Annotated in this window: 19 protein-coding genes; 8 read left to right on the plus strand and 11 right to left on the minus strand. The window is 61.2% G+C overall.

The features are described 5' to 3' along the window. The first annotated feature begins 97 nt into the window (after nt 1-97). From CFII68_RS20725 to CFII68_RS20715, 3 genes are all read left to right on the plus strand, one after another. Nucleotides 98-334, plus strand: coding sequence for a glutaredoxin family protein (locus CFII68_RS20725; protein ID WP_018603163.1), 237 nt, complete (start codon nt 98-100; stop codon nt 332-334). Between the two features lie 95 nt (nt 335-429). Next, nucleotides 430-750 carry a hypothetical protein gene (locus CFII68_RS20720; RefSeq protein WP_014337296.1) on the plus strand — a complete coding sequence of 107 codons (321 nt, stop codon included), beginning with the start codon at nt 430-432 and terminating at the stop codon, nt 748-750. A gap of 72 nt (nt 751-822) precedes the next feature. Beyond that, on the plus strand, nt 823-1,713 hold the full coding sequence (locus tag CFII68_RS20715) for a pseudouridine synthase (RefSeq protein WP_018603167.1): 891 nt from the start codon (nt 823-825) through the stop codon (nt 1,711-1,713). A 920-nt stretch (nt 1,714-2,633) separates the two neighbouring features. Here CFII68_RS20715 and CFII68_RS20710 read toward each other — a convergent pair. Both CFII68_RS20710 and mobA read right to left on the minus strand, forming a co-directional pair. Beyond that, nucleotides 2,634-2,855: a YgdI/YgdR family lipoprotein gene (locus CFII68_RS20710; protein WP_018603169.1), complete on the minus strand. Its 222-nt coding sequence runs from the start codon at nt 2,853-2,855 to the stop codon at nt 2,634-2,636. A gap of 75 nt (nt 2,856-2,930) precedes the next feature. Then, nucleotides 2,931-3,533 carry a molybdenum cofactor guanylyltransferase MobA gene (gene mobA / locus CFII68_RS20705; protein WP_018603171.1) on the minus strand — a complete coding sequence of 201 codons (603 nt, stop codon included), beginning with the start codon at nt 3,531-3,533 and terminating at the stop codon, nt 2,931-2,933. A 78-nt stretch (nt 3,534-3,611) separates the two neighbouring features. Between mobA and moaB the strand changes: the two genes are divergently transcribed. Both moaB and glp read left to right on the plus strand, forming a co-directional pair. Further along, entirely contained in the window at nt 3,612-4,151 is a 540-nt protein-coding gene (gene moaB / locus CFII68_RS20700; RefSeq protein WP_003183685.1) for a molybdenum cofactor biosynthesis protein B, read from the plus strand. Nucleotides 4,152-4,173: 22 nt separating this feature from the next. Beyond that, entirely contained in the window at nt 4,174-5,361 is a 1,188-nt protein-coding gene (gene glp / locus CFII68_RS20695; protein WP_177325033.1) for a gephyrin-like molybdotransferase Glp, read from the plus strand. Nucleotides 5,362-5,421: 60 nt separating this feature from the next. Here glp and CFII68_RS27835 read toward each other — a convergent pair whose 3' ends face one another. Then, on the minus strand, nt 5,422-5,730 hold the full coding sequence (locus tag CFII68_RS27835) for a hypothetical protein (protein ID WP_233903679.1): 309 nt from the start codon (nt 5,728-5,730) through the stop codon (nt 5,422-5,424). 348 nt (nt 5,731-6,078) lie between these two features. Here CFII68_RS27835 and yegS point away from each other — a divergent pair, with 348 nt between their 5' ends. Further along, nucleotides 6,079-6,996 carry a lipid kinase YegS gene (gene yegS / locus CFII68_RS20685; protein ID WP_018603175.1) on the plus strand — a complete coding sequence of 306 codons (918 nt, stop codon included), beginning with the start codon at nt 6,079-6,081 and terminating at the stop codon, nt 6,994-6,996. Here yegS and CFII68_RS20680 read toward each other — a convergent pair. The 3 genes from CFII68_RS20680 to CFII68_RS20670 all read right to left on the minus strand — a co-directional run bounded on the left by CFII68_RS20680 (nt 6,980) and on the right by CFII68_RS20670 (nt 9,232). Continuing rightward, complete coding sequence (locus tag CFII68_RS20680) at nt 6,980-7,639, minus strand: response regulator transcription factor (RefSeq protein ID WP_018603177.1); 660 nt, start codon at nt 7,637-7,639, stop codon at nt 6,980-6,982. The genes yegS and CFII68_RS20680 overlap by 17 nt on opposite strands. Continuing rightward, the gene (locus CFII68_RS20675) at nt 7,636-8,529 is read right to left on the minus strand and encodes a sensor histidine kinase (RefSeq protein WP_018603179.1); all 894 of its coding nucleotides are present in this window, start codon (nt 8,527-8,529) and stop codon (nt 7,636-7,638) included. Before CFII68_RS20675 ends, CFII68_RS20680 begins: the two co-directional genes overlap by 4 nt. Before the next feature lie 232 nt (nt 8,530-8,761). After that, nucleotides 8,762-9,232 carry a hypothetical protein gene (locus CFII68_RS20670; RefSeq protein WP_018603181.1) on the minus strand — a complete coding sequence of 157 codons (471 nt, stop codon included), beginning with the start codon at nt 9,230-9,232 and terminating at the stop codon, nt 8,762-8,764. A 481-nt stretch (nt 9,233-9,713) separates the two neighbouring features. Between CFII68_RS20670 and CFII68_RS20665 the strand changes: the two genes are divergently transcribed. Together CFII68_RS20665 and CFII68_RS20660 are read left to right on the plus strand one after the other, a co-directional pair. Further along, complete coding sequence (locus CFII68_RS20665; RefSeq protein ID WP_003183670.1) at nt 9,714-10,637, plus strand: chemotaxis protein CheV; 924 nt, start codon at nt 9,714-9,716, stop codon at nt 10,635-10,637. Between the two features lie 71 nt (nt 10,638-10,708). Next, nucleotides 10,709-11,518, plus strand: coding sequence for an MOSC domain-containing protein (locus CFII68_RS20660; protein WP_018603186.1), 810 nt, complete (start codon nt 10,709-10,711; stop codon nt 11,516-11,518). A 181-nt stretch (nt 11,519-11,699) separates the two neighbouring features. Here CFII68_RS20660 and CFII68_RS20655 read toward each other — a convergent pair whose 3' ends face one another. From CFII68_RS20655 to atuC, 5 genes are all read right to left on the minus strand, one after another. Continuing rightward, entirely contained in the window at nt 11,700-11,984 is a 285-nt protein-coding gene (locus CFII68_RS20655) for a pyrimidine/purine nucleoside phosphorylase (RefSeq protein ID WP_014337306.1), read from the minus strand. 93 nt (nt 11,985-12,077) lie between these two features. After that, nucleotides 12,078-12,620 (minus strand): exonuclease domain-containing protein, encoded by a 543-nt coding sequence (locus tag CFII68_RS20650; protein WP_018603187.1) that lies wholly within the window; start codon nt 12,618-12,620, stop codon nt 12,078-12,080. Nucleotides 12,621-12,682: 62 nt separating this feature from the next. Further along, complete coding sequence (locus tag CFII68_RS20645; RefSeq protein ID WP_018603189.1) at nt 12,683-14,653, minus strand: acetyl/propionyl/methylcrotonyl-CoA carboxylase subunit alpha; 1,971 nt, start codon at nt 14,651-14,653, stop codon at nt 12,683-12,685. 135 nt (nt 14,654-14,788) lie between these two features. Next, nucleotides 14,789-15,946, minus strand: coding sequence for a citronellyl-CoA dehydrogenase (atuD, locus tag CFII68_RS20640; RefSeq protein WP_018603191.1), 1,158 nt, complete (start codon nt 15,944-15,946; stop codon nt 14,789-14,791). Between the two features lie 33 nt (nt 15,947-15,979). Next, nucleotides 15,980-17,596, minus strand: a complete 1,617-nt coding sequence (gene atuC / locus CFII68_RS20635) for a geranyl-CoA carboxylase subunit beta (RefSeq protein ID WP_018603193.1) — start codon at nt 17,594-17,596, stop codon at nt 15,980-15,982. Nucleotides 17,597-17,672 lie beyond the last annotated feature (76 nt).

The following is a 17,672-nucleotide window of genomic DNA, read 5'->3' on the forward strand; positions in this document are numbered from 1 at the left end:
CAGCGTTTTACCGAAACACCTTGAAGCGAGCCAGCGACTCGACGGTTTCCTGGGTCGGGCCTAGAATGACCGTCTATCTTTTTTGGGTCTACCCGCCATGCTTCCTGAATGCCAGTTGTTCGGCACCCTGGGGTGTCATCTTTGCGAAGTAGCCGAAGCTGAACTGATGCCTTTCGTCGAACATGGATTGTTGGTGGAGTTGGTGGATATCGCCGAGAGCGAAGCTACAGCCGAAACTTATGGGCTACGTATCCCTGTCCTGCGCCGAATCGATACTGACGCAGAGCTTGACTGGCCTTTTGACGCCGAACAGGTTGTCGCGTTTCTGCGTTGATAGTCTCTCCATTCATCGTATCCGCGCGCAGCCATTGGCGAAAATTGCAGTCTTCGGTTACTGTATGCCCATACAGCTATCTGGAGTGCGTCCCCTTGGTCAATGTCGAACAACTGAAGAGCAGCGTGAACAGGATGTCCGCGGACGTTGTGCGCGAGGCAGTCCTGGAACTGCGCCTGGATGGCTTGGTTACCGAAGGCAAGACCCCCTTCAATAAACTGCATTTCAACACCTGTTTCGCCGAGATCGAAGCGTTGTTCCAGCGTGCCGGCTATCACAAACAGTTGGATGTGGTGGGTTACCAGGGCCTGTTGTACGCGCTGTACGATCCAGGTCGCTGGGAGGCGGTGGAAGTGCTGCGCTGGTTGAAAGAGTTCACCGAAGCGGCGGCAAAACCGACTTCAGTCACGGCGTAGGGCAATCATTGCTGGGCTGGCTGGTGCGACTGTCGGATAATGCCACCCTGCAAAAATGCCTAAGAGTTTTCAATGTCCGGTTCATCGTTTTCCGCCGCTCATCATCAGGCCAGTACGTTGTATCTGCCACCCGGTTCCTGGCAGACGGTGCTGGAGTGCCTGTGCGAGCATTTCAGCGCCATCAGTCGCGAGCAGTGGCTGGACCGGATCGCTCGGGGCCGGGTATTGGACGGGGAGGGCAAGGCTATCCAGGTCGACTTGCCGTACCGCGAAGGCCTGCGCATCCACTATTTTCGTGAAGTGCCCGATGAGAAGCCGATCCCGGTGGTGGAGTCGATCCTGTACGCCGACGAACACCTGGTGGTGGCAGACAAACCGCATTTTCTGCCTGTCACTCCGGCGGGCGAATATGTCGAGCAAACCTTGTTGCGGCGGCTGATCCGTCGGTTGGACAACCCTCATCTGGTGCCCTTGCACCGCATCGATCGGCATACGGCCGGGCTGGTGTTGTTTTCGGCCAACCCGAACACCCGCTCGGCGTATCAGTCGTTATTTCCGACGCGGCAGATTGAAAAACGCTACCAGGCCATTGCCCGGGCATTGCCTGGGTTGGCCTTTCCCATGGTGCACAAAAGCCGGATGATCGATGGTGAGCCATTCTTTCGGATGCAGGAAGGGCCGGGCGAGCCCAATACCGAAACGGCCATCGAAGTGCTGGAAAGGAACGGCGAATTGTGGCGCTATGGCTTGTATCCGGTTACGGGTAAGAAGCATCAGTTGCGGGTTCACATGAATGCCCTTGGGGCGGGGATCTGCAATGATCCGTTTTACCCTGATGTGCTTCGGGATGTTGAGGATGATTACTCGAATCCTTTGAAGCTGCTGGCTCAAGGGTTGCGTTTTGTTGATCCGGTTACTGGTCAGGAGCGGGTGTTCGAGAGTGGTATTTCGTTGCACTGGTAGTTTTTTGTTCAGGGGGAATGGTGTGTATATCCGTTTCTTCGGTAACGGCTACTTAGGGTTTCGCCCTTACGGCGACTCACTTTTTTTCAAACGCCAAAAAAAGTAAGCAAAAAAGGCTTGCCCCACCACTCGGCACCTCGCCTAGGCTCGGTGTGCCCTCACTCCGGCATTGCTCCGTGGGCCGCCGCGAAGGGCCATCCATGGCCCAGCGCGGCTATCCCGGCATCCATGCCGGGATACCCACTCCACAATGCCTGCGTTCGGCCAGCGTGGTTTGATGGGGCGTCCAGATCAAAATCCAAAGCAAAGCAAGAGCGGGGTATGTCCAGCATCTGTGTGGCTGGGCCACCGCTATCGCGAGCAGGCTCGCTCCCACATGGGGCTGCGGGTATTCACAGCATCAGCACACGACACAAACACCTGTGGGAGCGAGCCTGCTCGCGAATACGTCAGCACATCCAACATCACTGCAAATTGAACCACCGCCTTCGCGAGCAAGCCCGCTCCCACAGGAGAAACGCGGTCCCACCAAGAACCAGGTCGGCTATAAGGCCGCCTCGTGGAGGACGTTGATCTCGGCGCCCCGTTAACCACGCTGGCCGAACGCAGGTATTGCGCAGTGGGCATCCCGGCATGGATGCCGGGATAGCCGCGCTGGGCCATGGATGGCCCTTCGCGGCGGGCCCACGGAGCAATGCCGGAGTGAGGGCACACCGAGCCTAAGCGAGGTGCCGAGTGGTGGGGCAGAAGCGTTTTGCTTACTTTTGCGCTTCTCAAAAGTGAGCCGCTGTAAGAGCGGAACCCTAAGCCGCCGTTACCAAAAAAACGGATATACACCCAAAACCAAGCCCCAGAAAAAACGGCGCGTCCCTCTTCAGGAAGCGCCGTTTTTTAGCGACATCGGGCAGCAGCGTTACAGATTACAAATCCTTAACGGTACGAACCTGATCCTTGTTCACGCGAGTCTGCTTGCCATCCAGTTGCTCGAATTCGTAGAAGCCGCTTTCTTCATTGTAACGTGGGGCATCGACGGTCTGGATTTCGCGACCGTCATTCAAGGTGATCACTGTTGGCGAAGCGCACCCGGCAAGGGTGGCGAGGCCCAGAGCGAGCATGAACGTGGCGAGGGTCCGTTGTGTCATGGTGTTTCTCCGAAATGGATTCTTCAAGTTACTGACCTTCAGACGTATACATCGCGCGCAAGTTCCTGGCTAGTGTCAATCTGACACGCCTTTGTGTCGGGCCAGTAACTCCGGTGTGTTCAGATTTGCCAGCCGCGGATCGTCGGCAGGGCATTGCAAGGCAACGGCGTGCAGCGCGCGCATGATGCGACCGGGGCTGCGTTCGCCTTCGCTCCAGGCCTGTTCGAAGCGTGCTGCCAGAGTCAACGGGATGACGCACAGCAACGGCTCCCAATGCTCGCCGTGGCGCACCATCAACGGTTGGTCGGGGTGCTGGCTGGCCGTCCTGCGCATGTTGTCGAGCAGGTTGGCGTCGATTTGCGGCACATCACACGGTAGCACCAGCAAATACGGATGCTTCGCAGCCTTGAGGCCTGCCCGGATGCCCGCCAGTGGCCCGGGAAAGTCGCCTTCCTCGTCATGCACCAACTGATCGGCATACGGTGCATAACGTTGCGCATTACGGTTGCAGGAGATGATCAGATCATCGCTCATGGCGCGGGTCTGGCGATGCAGATGGGCAATCAGCGGTTCGCCCTGCCACGGCACCAGGCCTTTGTCCTGGCCGCCCATGCGTTGTCCGCGCCCGCCCGCCAGGAGCAGGATGGAGCAGGGTGGCAGTGACGTGTTCGAGGTCATGGCGTGTCTCCGCACGGGCGAAAAAATGAAGCGCTGTGATATAACACCGGGCTGTTTCCTCCACAACTGGACGAGCCTATGAAAGCCAAGGCTGATGTACCTTTCGTACCGCTCAATATCGCGGTGCTGACTGTCAGTGATACCCGTACCCTGGAAACCGATACGTCCGGGCAGGTCTTCGTCGATCGGCTCACGGCGGCCGGGCACAACCTGGCGGAGCGGGTCCTGCTCAAAGATGATTTGTACAAGATCCGCGCGCAAGTCGCGACCTGGATTGCCGAGGACGTGGTGCAGGTGGTGTTGATCACTGGCGGCACCGGCTTCACGGGGCGTGACAGTACGCCGGAAGCCGTCACGTGCCTGCTGGACAAGCAGGTCGATGGTTTTGGTGAGTTGTTCCGACAGATATCCGTGGCCGACATCGGTACTTCCACCGTGCAGTCCCGGGCGCTGGCTGGCCTGGCCAATGGCACGCTGGTGTGCTGCCTGCCGGGTTCGACCAATGCGGTGCGTACCGGATGGGATGGCATCCTGGCTGAACAACTGGATGTGCGGCATCGGCCGTGCAACTTCGTGGCTCATTTGAAACAGGCAGCGCCTTGTGAATCCCGTGGGTAAACCGGGCAAGGCCGGGGCCTTGATGGCCGTTGAGGTCGCGTTGGAGCGACTGCTCGAGATGGCGGCGGCCACGCCGATTGTCCAGCGCGAGCATTTGCCGTTGGCCGCGGCGCTAGGGCGAGTGCTCGCCGAGGATCTGGTGTCGACCCTTGATTTGCCGCCATGGCCCAACAGCGCCATGGACGGCTATGCCTTGCGGCTGGCTGACTGGAATGGCGAGCCGTTGAGGGTCAGCCAGCGGATTTTTGCCGGGCAGGCCCCGGAGCCGCTGGCCGTTGGCACGTGCGCGCGAATCTTCACCGGGGCGCCAGTCCCGGCCGGCGCGGATTGCGTCGAGATGCAGGAAAATGCCGTGGTTGAAGACGACCAGCGGGTGCGCTTTACCGAGCGTATGGTCAGCGGGCAGAACATTCGCCCCCAGGGACAGGAGACCACCGTCGGGGAGCAGGTTCTCTCTGCTGGCACTCGCCTGGGGCCGATCGAGCTGGGGCTGGCGGCCTCCTTGGGCTGTGCATCGCTGGAGGTGGTGCGCAAGGTCCGCGTCGCAGTCCTGTCCACGGGGGATGAGCTGGTCGAACCCGGTCAGGCGCTGGGCCCAGGCCAGATCTATAACAGCAACCGCGTGCTGCTGTGTGGCTGGCTGCAACGCATGGGGTGTGAGGTGGTTGACGCGGGTATCCTGCCCGATGATTTATCGGCCACCCGCGAGCGCCTGGCACAGTTGTCAGATGTCGATCTGATCCTGTCCACCGGCGGGGTATCGGTGGGGGAGGCGGACTTCCTGGGCATCGCCTTGCGCGAGGACGGTGAGCTGGCGCTTTGGAAACTCGCCATCAAGCCGGGTAAGCCGCTGACGTTCGGGCATTACCGCGGCGTGCCGGTCATAGGCCTGCCTGGAAACCCGGCCTCCACCCTCGTGACTTTCGCATTGCTGGCAAGGCCTTACCTGCTGAGACGCCAGGGCGTTCAGTCGGTGGCGCCGCTCAAGTTCAAGGTGCCGGCCGGTTTCGCCTGGCCGAAGGCGGGCGGTCGACGAGAGTACTTGCGCGGCCGCATGGAGAATGGTCGAGCGATCATCTACCGAAATCAGAGCTCGGGTGTCCTGCGCAGCGCGGCCTGGGCCGAAGGGCTGGTCGAAGTGCTCGAGGGACGGACGCTGGTGGAGGGCGATGAAGTGGGCTTCATTCCCTTGAGTGAAGTCCTTGGCTAGCCCTGTGGCAGGTGTTCTGCGGCCCGAGTCGGATACTCGGGCCTGCATGCGTCTCACCCTTCATCGTGTGAGCAGCATCACCAACTGATCGAATCGATTGTTCGCAATCCAGCCCAGCAGGCCGAGCACCACCGCTGCAGCGCCAGCCGAATAGGCCAGCCGGTGGCGGATCACCTTTACGTCGGTGCGAATTTCATCCATGTCTTTGCGGATGTATTTGAGGTGGGTTTCCAGTTCAACGACGCGCGGTTCCAAATCAATTCCTCCAGCGGGATTACTGCAACTTTTGCATTCGTTCCGAGTATCGGCCCGCCCGTTCCCGAAGGACGGGCGCTGCCGGGGCAACAGTTTGTATTCACGGTTATGCATGGGACGGTTCATCCCCTTGGCCATAACTGTTCAAACGACTGATCCGGCCCCGACGGGCCGTGACGTATCCATCCATGGGTAAGTGCTTCCTTGTGTGATGAGGGTTTTAGCGTTCCAGCAGAACAGAAGGCCAAGGTCTCTCAATACCGCTAGAGGGTCAATTGAGCCGATTCGCCAGATCTTGTAAGAAAACTCTTCGAATCAAGGCGTATCGGTCGTGCGAGCTGCCCAACGGTTTTTCTCCCGGGGCAAACCTTCCTGCCTTTTTTAATGAATTGAGCTTCATCGAGGCTATTTCGGTCGAATGAGCGGTCACATTTCCTGAACTTTCCAATGACGGAGACAACGATGAGCAAAGGCAAGGCGCTGTTGATTTTGCATGGCAAGCAAGCGCTCAACGAAGAGGTTCGCACGGCGGTGATGCTCAAGCGCGAGCAGGGCTGGGACCTGGCGGTACGGTTGACCTGGGAAGCCGGTGATGCCCAACGATGCGTCGACGAGGCGCTGGAGGCCGGTTATACGCGACTGATCGCCGGCGGCGGCGATGGGACCTTGCGTGACATCGCCGAAGCGATCGTCCTCAAAGCGAGCGATGCCAGCCTGGTACTGCTGCCGTTGGGCACTGCCAACGATTTCGCCCGGGCCGCCGGCGTTCCGTTGGAGCCGGCGCAGGCCCTGGATTTGCTTGACGTTGCGCCACGGGCGGTGGATGTGGGCGAAGTCTGCGGTCGGTTTTTCCTGAACATGGCCACCGGCGGTTTTGGCAGCCAGGTGACGGCGAACACCTCCGAGGACCTCAAGAAAGTCCTGGGGGGCGCGGCCTACCTGTTCACCGGCCTGTCGCGATTCAGTGAGCTGAGTGCCGCCTATGGTGAGTTGCAAGGCCCCGATTTCCACTGGCAGGGCGATTTGCTCGCGCTGGGTATCGGCAATGGTCGACAGGCGGGGGGAGGCCATGTGCTGTGCCCGCAGGCGTTGGCCGATGATGGGTTGCTGGACATCAGCATCCTGCCGGCGCCTCAGGAAGTGGTCAGTACGTTGAAGGACTTGCTGGCGGGCGGCCTGGGCATCGACAACATGTTTGTTCGCGCGCGCTTGCCATGGGTGGAGATCAAGGTCGCCCAAGGCCTGGATATCAATCTCGATGGCGAGCCGTTGCAGGTCGACGCCCTGCGTTTCACTGTCCGCCCGAAGGCACTGCGCGTGCATCTGCCGTCCGATTCGCCGCTGTTGGGCGGTGCGGCTGCGCTCAATCGTCCAGGCTGATGATTTTTTCGCGCACCGCGAACAGCACCAGGCCGGCCACGTCATGGATCTGCAGGCGCTTCATGACTTGCGCCCGGTGGGTTTCGACGGTCTTGATGCTCAGGTTCAGGCCGTTGGCAATTTCCCGGGTGGACTTGCCGCGTACGATCAATCGCAGTATTTCCAGTTGGCGTGCTGTCAGGTTATGGGCCTGGGCGGGGGGCGGCTGGTGCTTCTGGACGCGAGTCAGCGCCTGGTTGATCACGGTGTGGGCGATGGCCGGGCTCAGGTAGCGTTCATTGTTGCGCAACGCCTCCAGGGCGTGTTTCAGCTCATTGGCAGTGGTGTCCTTGAGCAGATAGCCATGGGCTCCGGATTCCAGCGCCTGCATGATCAGCGCCGGATCCGTATGCATGGACAGGATCAGCACCTTGCTGTGGGGGCGCACTCGCTTGAGTTGTAGCAGGGCGTCCAGGCCGCTGGTGTGCTTCATGGAGATGTCCAGCAGTACGATGTCGGGGTTCAGCCGTTCGACCAATTCCACCAATTGCGTGCCATCACTGGCCTCGCCGATGACGGCATAACCGGGGATATCCATGACCAGCGCGCGTACGCCGGCCCTGATCAGGGAATGGTCATCTACCAGAAGCAAATTACAAATCAAAGGAGAACCTTATTCTTACTGGCTCGTTCCAGGGCACGCGGTGCCCAGGGAAAGCGTGCTTCGATGTGCGTGCCTTTGCCGGCCTCGCTGATGACCTTGAGGGTGCCGCCCAATTGTTCGACTCGCTCCAACATGCCGGCCATGCCCCGTTGACCTTCGCGCGCGGGGTGGGTGGCCGGGACAAACCCCAGGCCATCGTCGCTGATCTCCAGGGTCAGGCCGTCGGGCAGGCGTTGCAGGCGTACCAGCAGATTCGTCGCCCGCGCATGACGCAAGATGTTGGTGACCGCTTCCTGGGTGATCCGGAACACCGCGACCGACATTTCCTCGGGGATGCCTGCCATGCGCTGTTGGCAATCGAGGCTCCATTTCACCGGGACGTTGGCCAGCGTCTTGAGCAGGTGTGCCCGCAGGCTGGCTTCAAGTCCGAGGCTGGTCAGTTCCCTGGGGTTGAGGATCGCCGATACATCGCGGACCTTGTTGAGGGTTTCGTCCAGGATCTCGCAGAGCAGCGCGCATTGGCCTTGCAATTCTTCCGGCATCCGTCGCTTGAGCCATTCGCCTTGCAGTTTCGCCGCGGTCAGCAACTGGCCAATGTCGTCGTGCAATTCGCGGCTCAGACGATGGCGCTCGTTTTCCTGCACTTCAAGTAATCGGTCGGCCAGTTCCTGGGGCTGGAACTTGATGGATTTGCGCGACAATCGATGGTGGATCCAGACACAGGTCATGGCTGCGACATTCAGTGCCAACAGGCTCAACGGCACCGTATGGGCGAACAGGTAGGCCAGCAGGCTGCCGAGGGTCGAGCAGACGCACAACAATAATGTGAAGCGACGGGCGTTTTCTCGGGAGGGAGGCCAGGTGATGAATGACTTGAGGCTGGCGTACATAGCGGATGGAGCCAATGAATGTTCGCTGCGGGCAGGCCGGTCAGCGCATCTGACAGGCCGGTCGGGTAAACGTTTCAGGTCGAGGGCGGCTTCGGTTGGCGGCTTTTACGGCGCTGTCTTGAAGTGGCTGACGCGCGAGATGGTACCACTTCGCTTATCGTTGGTCGCGCTCGGCGTGGCGCGGCGAAAGCACCATGGGCCGGGCGCGCCGCATTGAGCCGATATCATCGCATCAGGCTTGTTTCTGGGAGTAGGGTATCAACGCCAGCGGACGTGGCGCTGCCAATGCCTGGCCAGGACACTGGCCTACCTGGAAAGCAAATGCCTCGATCAACGAGATCTGTTCACTGCTGTCCAGGCTCAACTGGCCTGTGGTGTGATCGACCAGTTCCAGTTGCCAGGCCATCAGGGTCAAGCAATCCTTCAGGGCGTCCAAGGCCTGGTCATGCAACTCCATGTGGTTTTGCGCGTGATTGAGCAAACCATGGATATGCAGTGAAAACTCCGAAACGGCTTCCAGCGCCAGGGCATTGGCCTTGTTCGAGAGTTTCAGCAAGGTGCTGAGCATGCAATCGATGGCGTCCTTGTCGTTGTTGATCAATTGCAGATGGCTCAGGCATTCCTCCGACTTGGCCAACAGCGTCTCGGCTTCGATCAGAAGTTCGGGAAGACGCTGACTCCAGTTCCTACGATCGTTCGGCATGCTTATCTCCACAACATCATGTCAGGCGAAAGAAAACCGCTTATGGCGAACGGCTGGATCTCAAGGTCGATTGCGGACGGACGCACGGCGACACGCCCCTGCCGTTCAGCGAAAGTGAATTCGCAAACAATTGCACGGGTGGGATCGGCCGAAAGACTGGAGGTCCGATGTCCAATGGTCGCGCACAAAAGCCTGACTCCGTTCAGCAATGAGAATGGCGTCACATTAATGGCTATTGGATAACGGGAATATCAGGTTGGACCTGATTGTGCCTAGGGGAATCCCTTAGGCAGCGGAACTTTGCGCGCAAACCTGGGTCGCGCGGCGAGGGAAATCGCAGATGAAGTTGCGAAGCCAGTAAAGCATGATGTTAATGTGACATCAATGCCCCCTCACTTGTATTTTATCCGGGGTCAAGATTCGGTTGGTGCAGCCGATATCTGTTTTATTGGATTCATCCGAACAAGCCCAGGAGTCATCGATGGCCGGCATTCTCGACACAGTAGATCAACGAACCCAACTGGTGGGTGAGAATCGCCTGGAAATTCTCATGTTCCGCCTGGCGGGGCGGCAGTTGTTCGCCATTAACGTGTTCAAGGTCCAGGAAGTCCTGCAACTGCCGAAGCTGACCTTGATGCCGCAGCGCCATCCGTTCGTGTGCGGCGTGGTCAATCTGCGGGGCCAGACGTTGCCGGTGATCGACCTGTCCCAGGCCATTGGCATGCGTCCGCTGGTGCCAGGTCCTAACAGCACCATTATCGTGACCGAATACAATCGCTCGGTTCAGGCATTTTTGGTGGGCGGTGTCGACCGCATCGTCAACATGAACTGGGAAGCCATCCTGCCACCGCCGACCAGCGCCGGCCGTGAGCACTACCTGACGGCCATCAGCAAGGTGGACGATCAGTTGGTGGAAATCATCGACGTGGAAAAAGTCCTGGCCGAAATCGTGCCGTACAACGCCAAGGTCTCCCGGGACAAACTCGAAGACCCGGTGCTGGAGCGCGCCCGAGGCCGCGAAGTGCTGCTGGTGGACGACTCCAACGTCGCGCTCTCGCAACTGCGCGATACCCTCGGGCAACTGGGCGTGAAAATGCACATCGCCAGCGACGGCCTCAAAGCCCTGAACATGCTCAAGGCCTGGGCCGATACCGGCGAGGTGATGACCGATAAATTGCTGATGATCTTCACCGACGCGGAAATGCCGGAAATGGACGGCTACCGCCTGACCACCGAAATCCGCAACGATCCGCGTTTGCGTGGGCTCTATGTCGTACTGCACACCTCGTTGTCCGGCAGCTTCAACGATTCGATGGTCAAGAAGGTCGGGTGCGACAACTTCCTCTCCAAATTCCAGCCGGACAAGCTGGTCGACGTGGTGCGTCAGCGGCTGATGCTCGACTGAAGCCGAGGATGGTTTGCTTCGATGGCCGGCTCGTATAAGGTGGCATTTTTTCGCCACCAGGGAAGTTGACCATGTTGCGGCTGAGCGCGCTGTATCGGTATCCGTTGAAGTCCGGCCAGGGCCAGCCCCTGCAAGGGATTGGGCTGGACAAGCTGGGATTGGACGGTGATCGGCGCTGGATGCTGGTGGATGAGGGCACGGGTCGTTTCCTGACCCAGCGCGCCGTGGCGAAGATGAGCCAGCTCTCAGCCTTGTGGAACGAAGCGGGCGGCCTGACGCTCAGCGCGCCGGGCCATGGCGCCGTCGACGTGCCGCTACCGCCCGTGGTGGAAGAACAGCGACGCGGGGTGACCATCTGGCGTGACACCTTGCGTGTGCCGGATGCCGGTGACGAGGCCGCGGCCTGGGTCAGCGAATTCATCGGCAATCCAACCCGCCTGGTGCATGTACCGGTGGATCTGGCGCGTACCACCGCCGCCGGTTATGGCAAGGACGACGATAAGGTCGCCTTTGCCGATGGTTTCCCCCTGCTGCTGATTGGCCAGGCGTCCTTGCAGGACCTGTCGAGCCGGGTTGGTCGTTCGCTGGAAATGTTGCGCTTTCGTCCCAACCTGGTGATCGAGGGCAGCGAGGCGTTTGCCGAGGACGGTTGGAAGCGCATTCGTATCGGTGAGGTGGAGTTCCGGCTGGTCAAGCCATGCTCGCGCTGCATCATGACCACGGTCGATCCGCAAACCGGCGAACGCGATCCGAATCGCGAACCCTTTGCCACCTTGCAGCAATACCGTTCGACACCGGACGGTGCGATGTTCGGCCAGAACCTGGTCAACGACAGCAACGGTCGGCTTGAAGTCGGCATGCCGGTTGAAGTGCTCGAATAAAAAGATCCGTGAATAAAAATGTGTGGCGAGGGGATTTATCCCCGCTGGGCTGCGAAGCAGCCCCAGACCTGCCGCCCTCTGTGTATCAGGCTGATTGTGTTCAGCCTTTTTGGGGCTGCTGCGCAGCCCAGCGGGGATAAATCCCCTCGCCACAGATGAGCGGCGTATCTATGCCACAGAATCAGCCGCGGTACTCACACAGGTAAGCGGTATCGACGGCCACTTTGAGCTGGAACTTGCTGTTGGCCGGGACATTGAACTGGCTGCCGGCCTCGAAGGTTTCCCAGTCGGTGCTGTCAGGCAGTTTCACGGTCAGGGCGCCGGAGACCACGTGCATGATTTCCCGTTGGGCCGTGCCGAACTCATATTCGCCCGGTGCCATGACGCCGATGGTCGCAGGGCCTTCGGCAGTGCCAAAAGCGATCGACTTGACGGTGCCGTCGAAGTACTCGTTGACTTTAAACATGGGCGATTCCTCGAAAAAGGGGCTGGAAAAGGCCGGCCAGTATGCACAAGGCTGCAACATTCGTCATCTGCCGCACCGGCAGGTGGCAGGCGTTCAACCCGGAAGCACCAGGGGCAACAACCGCGCGGTGTTGCGCGCGTCTTCCAGCGCACGGTGCTGTTGACCGCAGAATTGCAGGCCAGCCAGTTGCAGCGCGCCATTGAGCCCCAGCGGTCGCTCCAGTCGACGGACCTTGGCGAAGCGTTGCTTGAGGTTCATGTGCGGCACCTGGCCGAGGACACTGTGCAACTGCTGGTGCTGCCATTCCTGAAGCAGTTGCTTGCGGTCGTAATCGCCCCAACTGACCCAGCTTTCCAGCTTCGACTGATACGGCGCCAGCCAGCGCTCGAACGCCGGCCAGACCTCGGTCAAGGGCGCGGCATTGTCGATATTGGCCTGGGTGATGTGGGTCAGTTCGCGGCAGAAGGGCGTGAGCAGCGGCCGCCTCTGGGGCCGCACGAAGCGCTGGAAATGATCCACCTCGCGACCGTCACGATTCACCAGCGTGGCGCCGATTTCGATAATTTCCATTTCGGTTACCGGCCAGCCACCTTCATCGGTGGTGGCCTCCAGATCAATCACCAGCCAGTGAGGCATTGCAGGGTTCCCGGTATCGGCGTGCTGATGGGTTTGAGCGTAGTCAAACCCTCGGCATCCGACTAGTGGGCTGTTTCAACGCGCAACAAAACCTGGCGATTTTTCACCTGGTCACCCCGCGTGACCTGCAATTGCCTGACCACCCCGTCGATGCCTGCCTTGAGTGGATGCTCCATTTTCATCGCCTCGAGCACCATCAGCAGTTGGCCTTGGCGCACTGTGCTGCCTTCGCTGACCAGCAACTCGACAATGGCACCGTCCATGGGCGCCTTGAGCGTGCCGTCGCGGGGGCCGGCCTTGGTGGCGATGGAGGTGTGGGTTCGGTCTTGCAGGTGCAGGCCGCCGGGGCGGGTAGACAGCCACAAATCATTGCCATCGAGGCGCCAGGCATGGCGCTGGCGAATCCCGTCGATGATCAGCGTTGCGCCATACGCGTCAGCGTCGAGCAGCCTCAGTTCGATCAAGCGTCCGGCACTGCGGATGTGCAGTGTCCCGTTGGTTTTGGCCTCAAGGCTCAGCGCCCAGTCGTGCTCGCCGATGCCGATTCGATAATGCAGCGCCGCGCCGAGGCTGTTGCGCCATCCGCCCATGCCCGGGGCATGCCGTGCTTGCGAGGCCTGATAGAACGCCGCGGTGGCGATGGCGAGCTGTTCGGCAGAGGGGTCAAGGGACCGGAGCGCCGCATGATTGGCTAAGTGCTGCCCGATGAAATCGGTGCCGAAGGCGCCGTCGATGAACCGCGGATGTGCCAGCAACCCGGCGAGCAAGCGCTGGTTGCTCTGGACGCCAAGCAATACGCAATCTTCCACCGCTCGCAACAACTTGCGCCGGGCCTCCTCACGGGTGGCACCGTGGACGATGAGCTTGCCCAGCATCGAATCGTAGAACGGGGTGATGGCTTGGCCCTCCAGCAGGCCATGGTCGATTCGCACGCCGTCCTGTATAGGCGGCTCCCAACCGATCAGCCGCCCGGTCTGGGGCAGGAAATCCGCCGCCGGGTCCTCGGCGTACAGCCGCACTTGCATGGCATGGCCGCTGAGCGTCACCTGCTCCTGGCGCAGGGGCAGCGGCCTGCCGGCGGCGACGTCCAATTGCCAGGCCACCAGATCCAGGCCGGTGATCAACTCGGTGACCGGGTGTTCGACCTGCAGGCGCGTGTTCATCTCCAGGAAGTAAAACCGACCGTCCGCAGCGAGCAGGAACTCCACGGTCCCGGCACCGACATAATTCACTGCGCGTCCGGCCTTGAGTGCTGCGTCGCCCATGGCCTGGCGCAGATCAGTGGTCATGACCGGGCAGGGCGCTTCCTCGATGACTTTCTGGTGGCGCCGCTGGATCGAGCAGTCCCGTTCGCCCAAATGGATCAGCTGGCCATGGTGGTCGCCGAAAACCTGCACTTCCACATGCCGCGGATCGATCAAGGCCTGTTCGAGGATCAACTCGTCGTTGCCAAAACCGTGCAGGGCCTCCGAGCGCGCACTGCGTAACTGCTCCAGCAGGTCTTCGGCGCGCTGGACCAGGCGCATGCCTCGACCGCCGCCACCGGCGCTGGCCTTGATCATCAATGGGTAGCCAATGCGCCCGGCTTCGCGCTGCAGCGTGTCGTCGTCCTGGGCGGCGCCCTGGTAACCGGCGATGCAGGGAACGCCGGCTTCAATCATGGCGATTTTTGCCCGGCGCTTGCTGCCCATCAGGTCGAGGGCTTCGGGGCTGGGGCCGATGAACACGATGCCGGCCGCTTCGCAGGCCTTGGCGAACCCGGCATTTTCCGAAAGAAAGCCGTAGCCGGGATGGATCGCATCGGCCCCGCAGCGCCGGGCTGCATCGAGCATGGCCGAGGGGTTGAGGTAGGACTGCTGCACCGCGGCTGGGCCGATCAACACCGCTTCATCGGCCATGCGCACGTGCAGCGCCTCGGCGTCGGCCTCGCTGAACACCGCCACCGTGCGATAGCCCAGGGCCTGGGCGGTGCGCTGGATCCGGCAGGCGATTTCGCCGCGGTTGGCGATGAGGATTTTGCTGAAGGCGGGCATGGGGTTCATTCCTGGGTTTTTGTGGTGTCTGTTTGGGCCTCATCGCGAGCAAGCTTTGCTCCCACAATGCCCAGTGAGTGCATTCACCTGTGGGAGCAAAGCTTGCTCGCGATGGCGGTCTGGCAGGCGATGTACTCAGTTGTGCTTCCCCGGCAAAATCCCCATGAGCTTGCAGATGATGCCCAGCATGATCTCGTCCGCACCGGCACCGATGGACACCAGCCGCACGTCGCGATAGGCCCGGGCGACCGGGTTGTCCCACATGAAGCCCATGCCGCCCCAGTACTGCAGGCAACTGTCGGTGGTTTCCCGGGCCAGGCGTCCGGCCTTGAGCTTGGCCATCGACGCCAGCCGCGTGACGTCCTGGCCGTTGATGTACTGCTCGGTGGCCTGGTAGACCAGCGCCCGCAGGCATTCGATCTCGCTGGCCAGTTCCGCCAGGCGAAAGTGGATCACCTGGTTGTCGATCAGGGCCGCGCCGAAAGTCTTGCGTTCCTTGCAGTACGCGATGGTGCTGTCGATGCAATGCTCCAGGCCCTTGAGCATGTTGGCCGCGCCGAACAGGCGTTCTTCCTGGAACTGCAGCATCTGCATCATGAACCCGGCGCCCTCCTGGCCGATGCGATTGCGTTGTGGCACTCGCACGTCGTCGAAAAACACCTGGGCGGTTTCCGAGCTGCGCATGCCGAGTTTGTCCAGGTGCTGGCCGAGGCTGATGCCGGGGCTGTGCATCGGCACCATGATCAGCGATTTGTTGACGTGGGGCTTGTCGTCCGAGGTGTTGGCCAGCAGGCAAATGAAATCGGCGCTGGGTGCATTGGTGATCCACATCTTGCTGCCGTTGATGACGTAGTCGTCGCCGTCCTTGCGCGCTGTGGTCTTGAGCCCGGCGACGTCGGAGCCGGCGCCGACCTCCGAGACGCCGATGCAGCCGACCTGTTCGCCGCGTATGGCCGGGCGCAGGAACGCTTCACGCAACTCATCGGAGCCGAAACGGGCCAGGGCCGGGGTGCACATGTCGGTCTGGACGCCGATGGACATGGGCACGCCGCCGCAATGAATGGTGCCAAATTCCTCGGCCGCGACGATCGAATAGCTGTAGTCCAGGCCCATGCCGCCGAAGGCAGCTGGTTTGGAAATGCCCAGCAGGCCCAGCTCGCCGGCCTTGCGGAAAACCTCGTGGATGGGAAAACGCCCGGCTTTCTCCCATTCGTCGACGTAAGGGTTGATGTCGTGGTCGACAAACTGGCGAACGGTGCACCGCAGCGCTTCGTGTTCCTGGGTGAAGATCATGTTTAGTGTTCTCCTGTGAGCCGTGGAGCGTCCTCAGAAACGGGCCACGCCGAAGCTGTTGGCTTGCAGTGGCCGCTGCTCGGCCTGGTGACAGATGTCCAGCAGCAAGCCCAGCAAAGTGCGGGTGTCGCGCGGGTCGATGAGCCCGTCGTCCCACAGGCTGGCGCTGCCGTAGAGGGCGGTGGACTGGCTGTCGAGTTTCTGCGCGGTGGTTTGCTCGAGCAGGTCCAGCATCTTCGGGTCGGGGGTCAGGCCGTTCTTGATCTGCGTGGCCTCGGTGACCATGCGCAGGACCTTGCCGGCCTGGGCACCGCCCATCACCGCCGTATGGCTGTTGGGCCAGGCGAAGATGAAGCGTGGGTCCAGCCCACGGCCGCACATCGCGTAATTGCCGGCGCCGTAGGAGCCGCCCACCACGACGGTCAGCTTGGGCACTCGGGCATTGGCCACCGCCTGAATCATCTTGGCGCCGTGTTTGATCACCCCTTGTCGCTCCGACTCGGTGCCGACCATGAACCCGGTGGTGTTGTGCAAAAACAGCAGCGGCGTACGGCTCTGGTCGCACAACTGGATGAACTGCGCGGCCTTGCTGGCGCCTTGGGGCGTGATCGGTCCGTTGTTGCCGATCAAGCCACAGGCATGTCCGCGAATGTGCAGGTGGCCGCAAATCGTCTGGGCGTCGAACTCGCTTTTGAAGGCCAGGAAATTCGAGCCGTCGGCGATGCGGGCGATGATTTCCTGCACGTCATAGGGTTTCTTCGGGTCGTCGGGGATCAGTCCCAATAATTCTTCGGCAGGGTAGAGCGGGTCCGTCCAGCTCCGTTCGGGCTGCGGCGGCAGTTGTGCATTCCAGGGCAGCAGGCTGAGAATCTCCCGGGCCAGGCGCACGCCGTCGGCGTCGTTCTCGGCCAGGTATTCGGCGGTGCCCGCCACCTGCGCATGCATCTGCGCACCGCCCAGTTCCTCCTCGCTGGCCACTTCGCCGGTCGCCGCCTTGAGCAACGGCGGCCCGGCCAGGAACAGCCGCGCTTTGTCGCGCACCACCACCACGTAATCCGACAAACCCGGCTGATAGGCGCCACCGGCCGTGGCCGAGCCATGCACCACGGTGATCTGCGGCAGGCCCATGGCCGACATGCGCGCCTGGTTGGCGAAGCAGCGCGCGCCTTCGACGAAAATCTGCGCGGCGTAATTGAGATTGGCGCCGCCACTTTCGGCGAGGGTGATGACCGGCAGTTTGTTTTCCATGGCGATCTGTTGCAGGCGCAGAGTCTTGTACAAGCCGCTGGGGGAAATCGTGCCGCCCTTGATTGCGCTGTTGTTGGCCACCACCAACGCCCGAACCCCGGACACGTAGCCGATCCCGGCGATCAGGCCGCCGCCGGCCTGGCTGCCGTCCTTGTCGTCATGGCGTTTGTAGCCGGCCAGGCTCGCCAGCTCGAGGAACGGCGCGCCGGGGTCGAGCAGCAAGTTCAAACGCTGGCGCGGCAACAGTTGGCCGCGCTGGTCGAACTTGCCCTGGGCCTGGGCGGCTTTCTCCAGCACGGCCTGTTCGAGCTGGCGCAAATGTTCGACGCCGGCCAGCATCGCCGCGTGGTTGCGCGTGAAGTCAGCGCTGTGGGGATCAAGGTGCGATTCGATGACTGGCATGCAAACTCCTCGTGCTCGAACGGATTAGCGCAAAACCCTGTGGCGAGGGGATTTATCCCCGCTGGGCTGCGAAGCA

Origin of the sequence: Pseudomonas sp. CFII68, from assembly GCF_000416195.1 — a bacterium.
In the GTDB taxonomy this organism is placed as follows: Bacteria; Pseudomonadota; Gammaproteobacteria; order Pseudomonadales; family Pseudomonadaceae; genus Aquipseudomonas; species Aquipseudomonas kilonensis.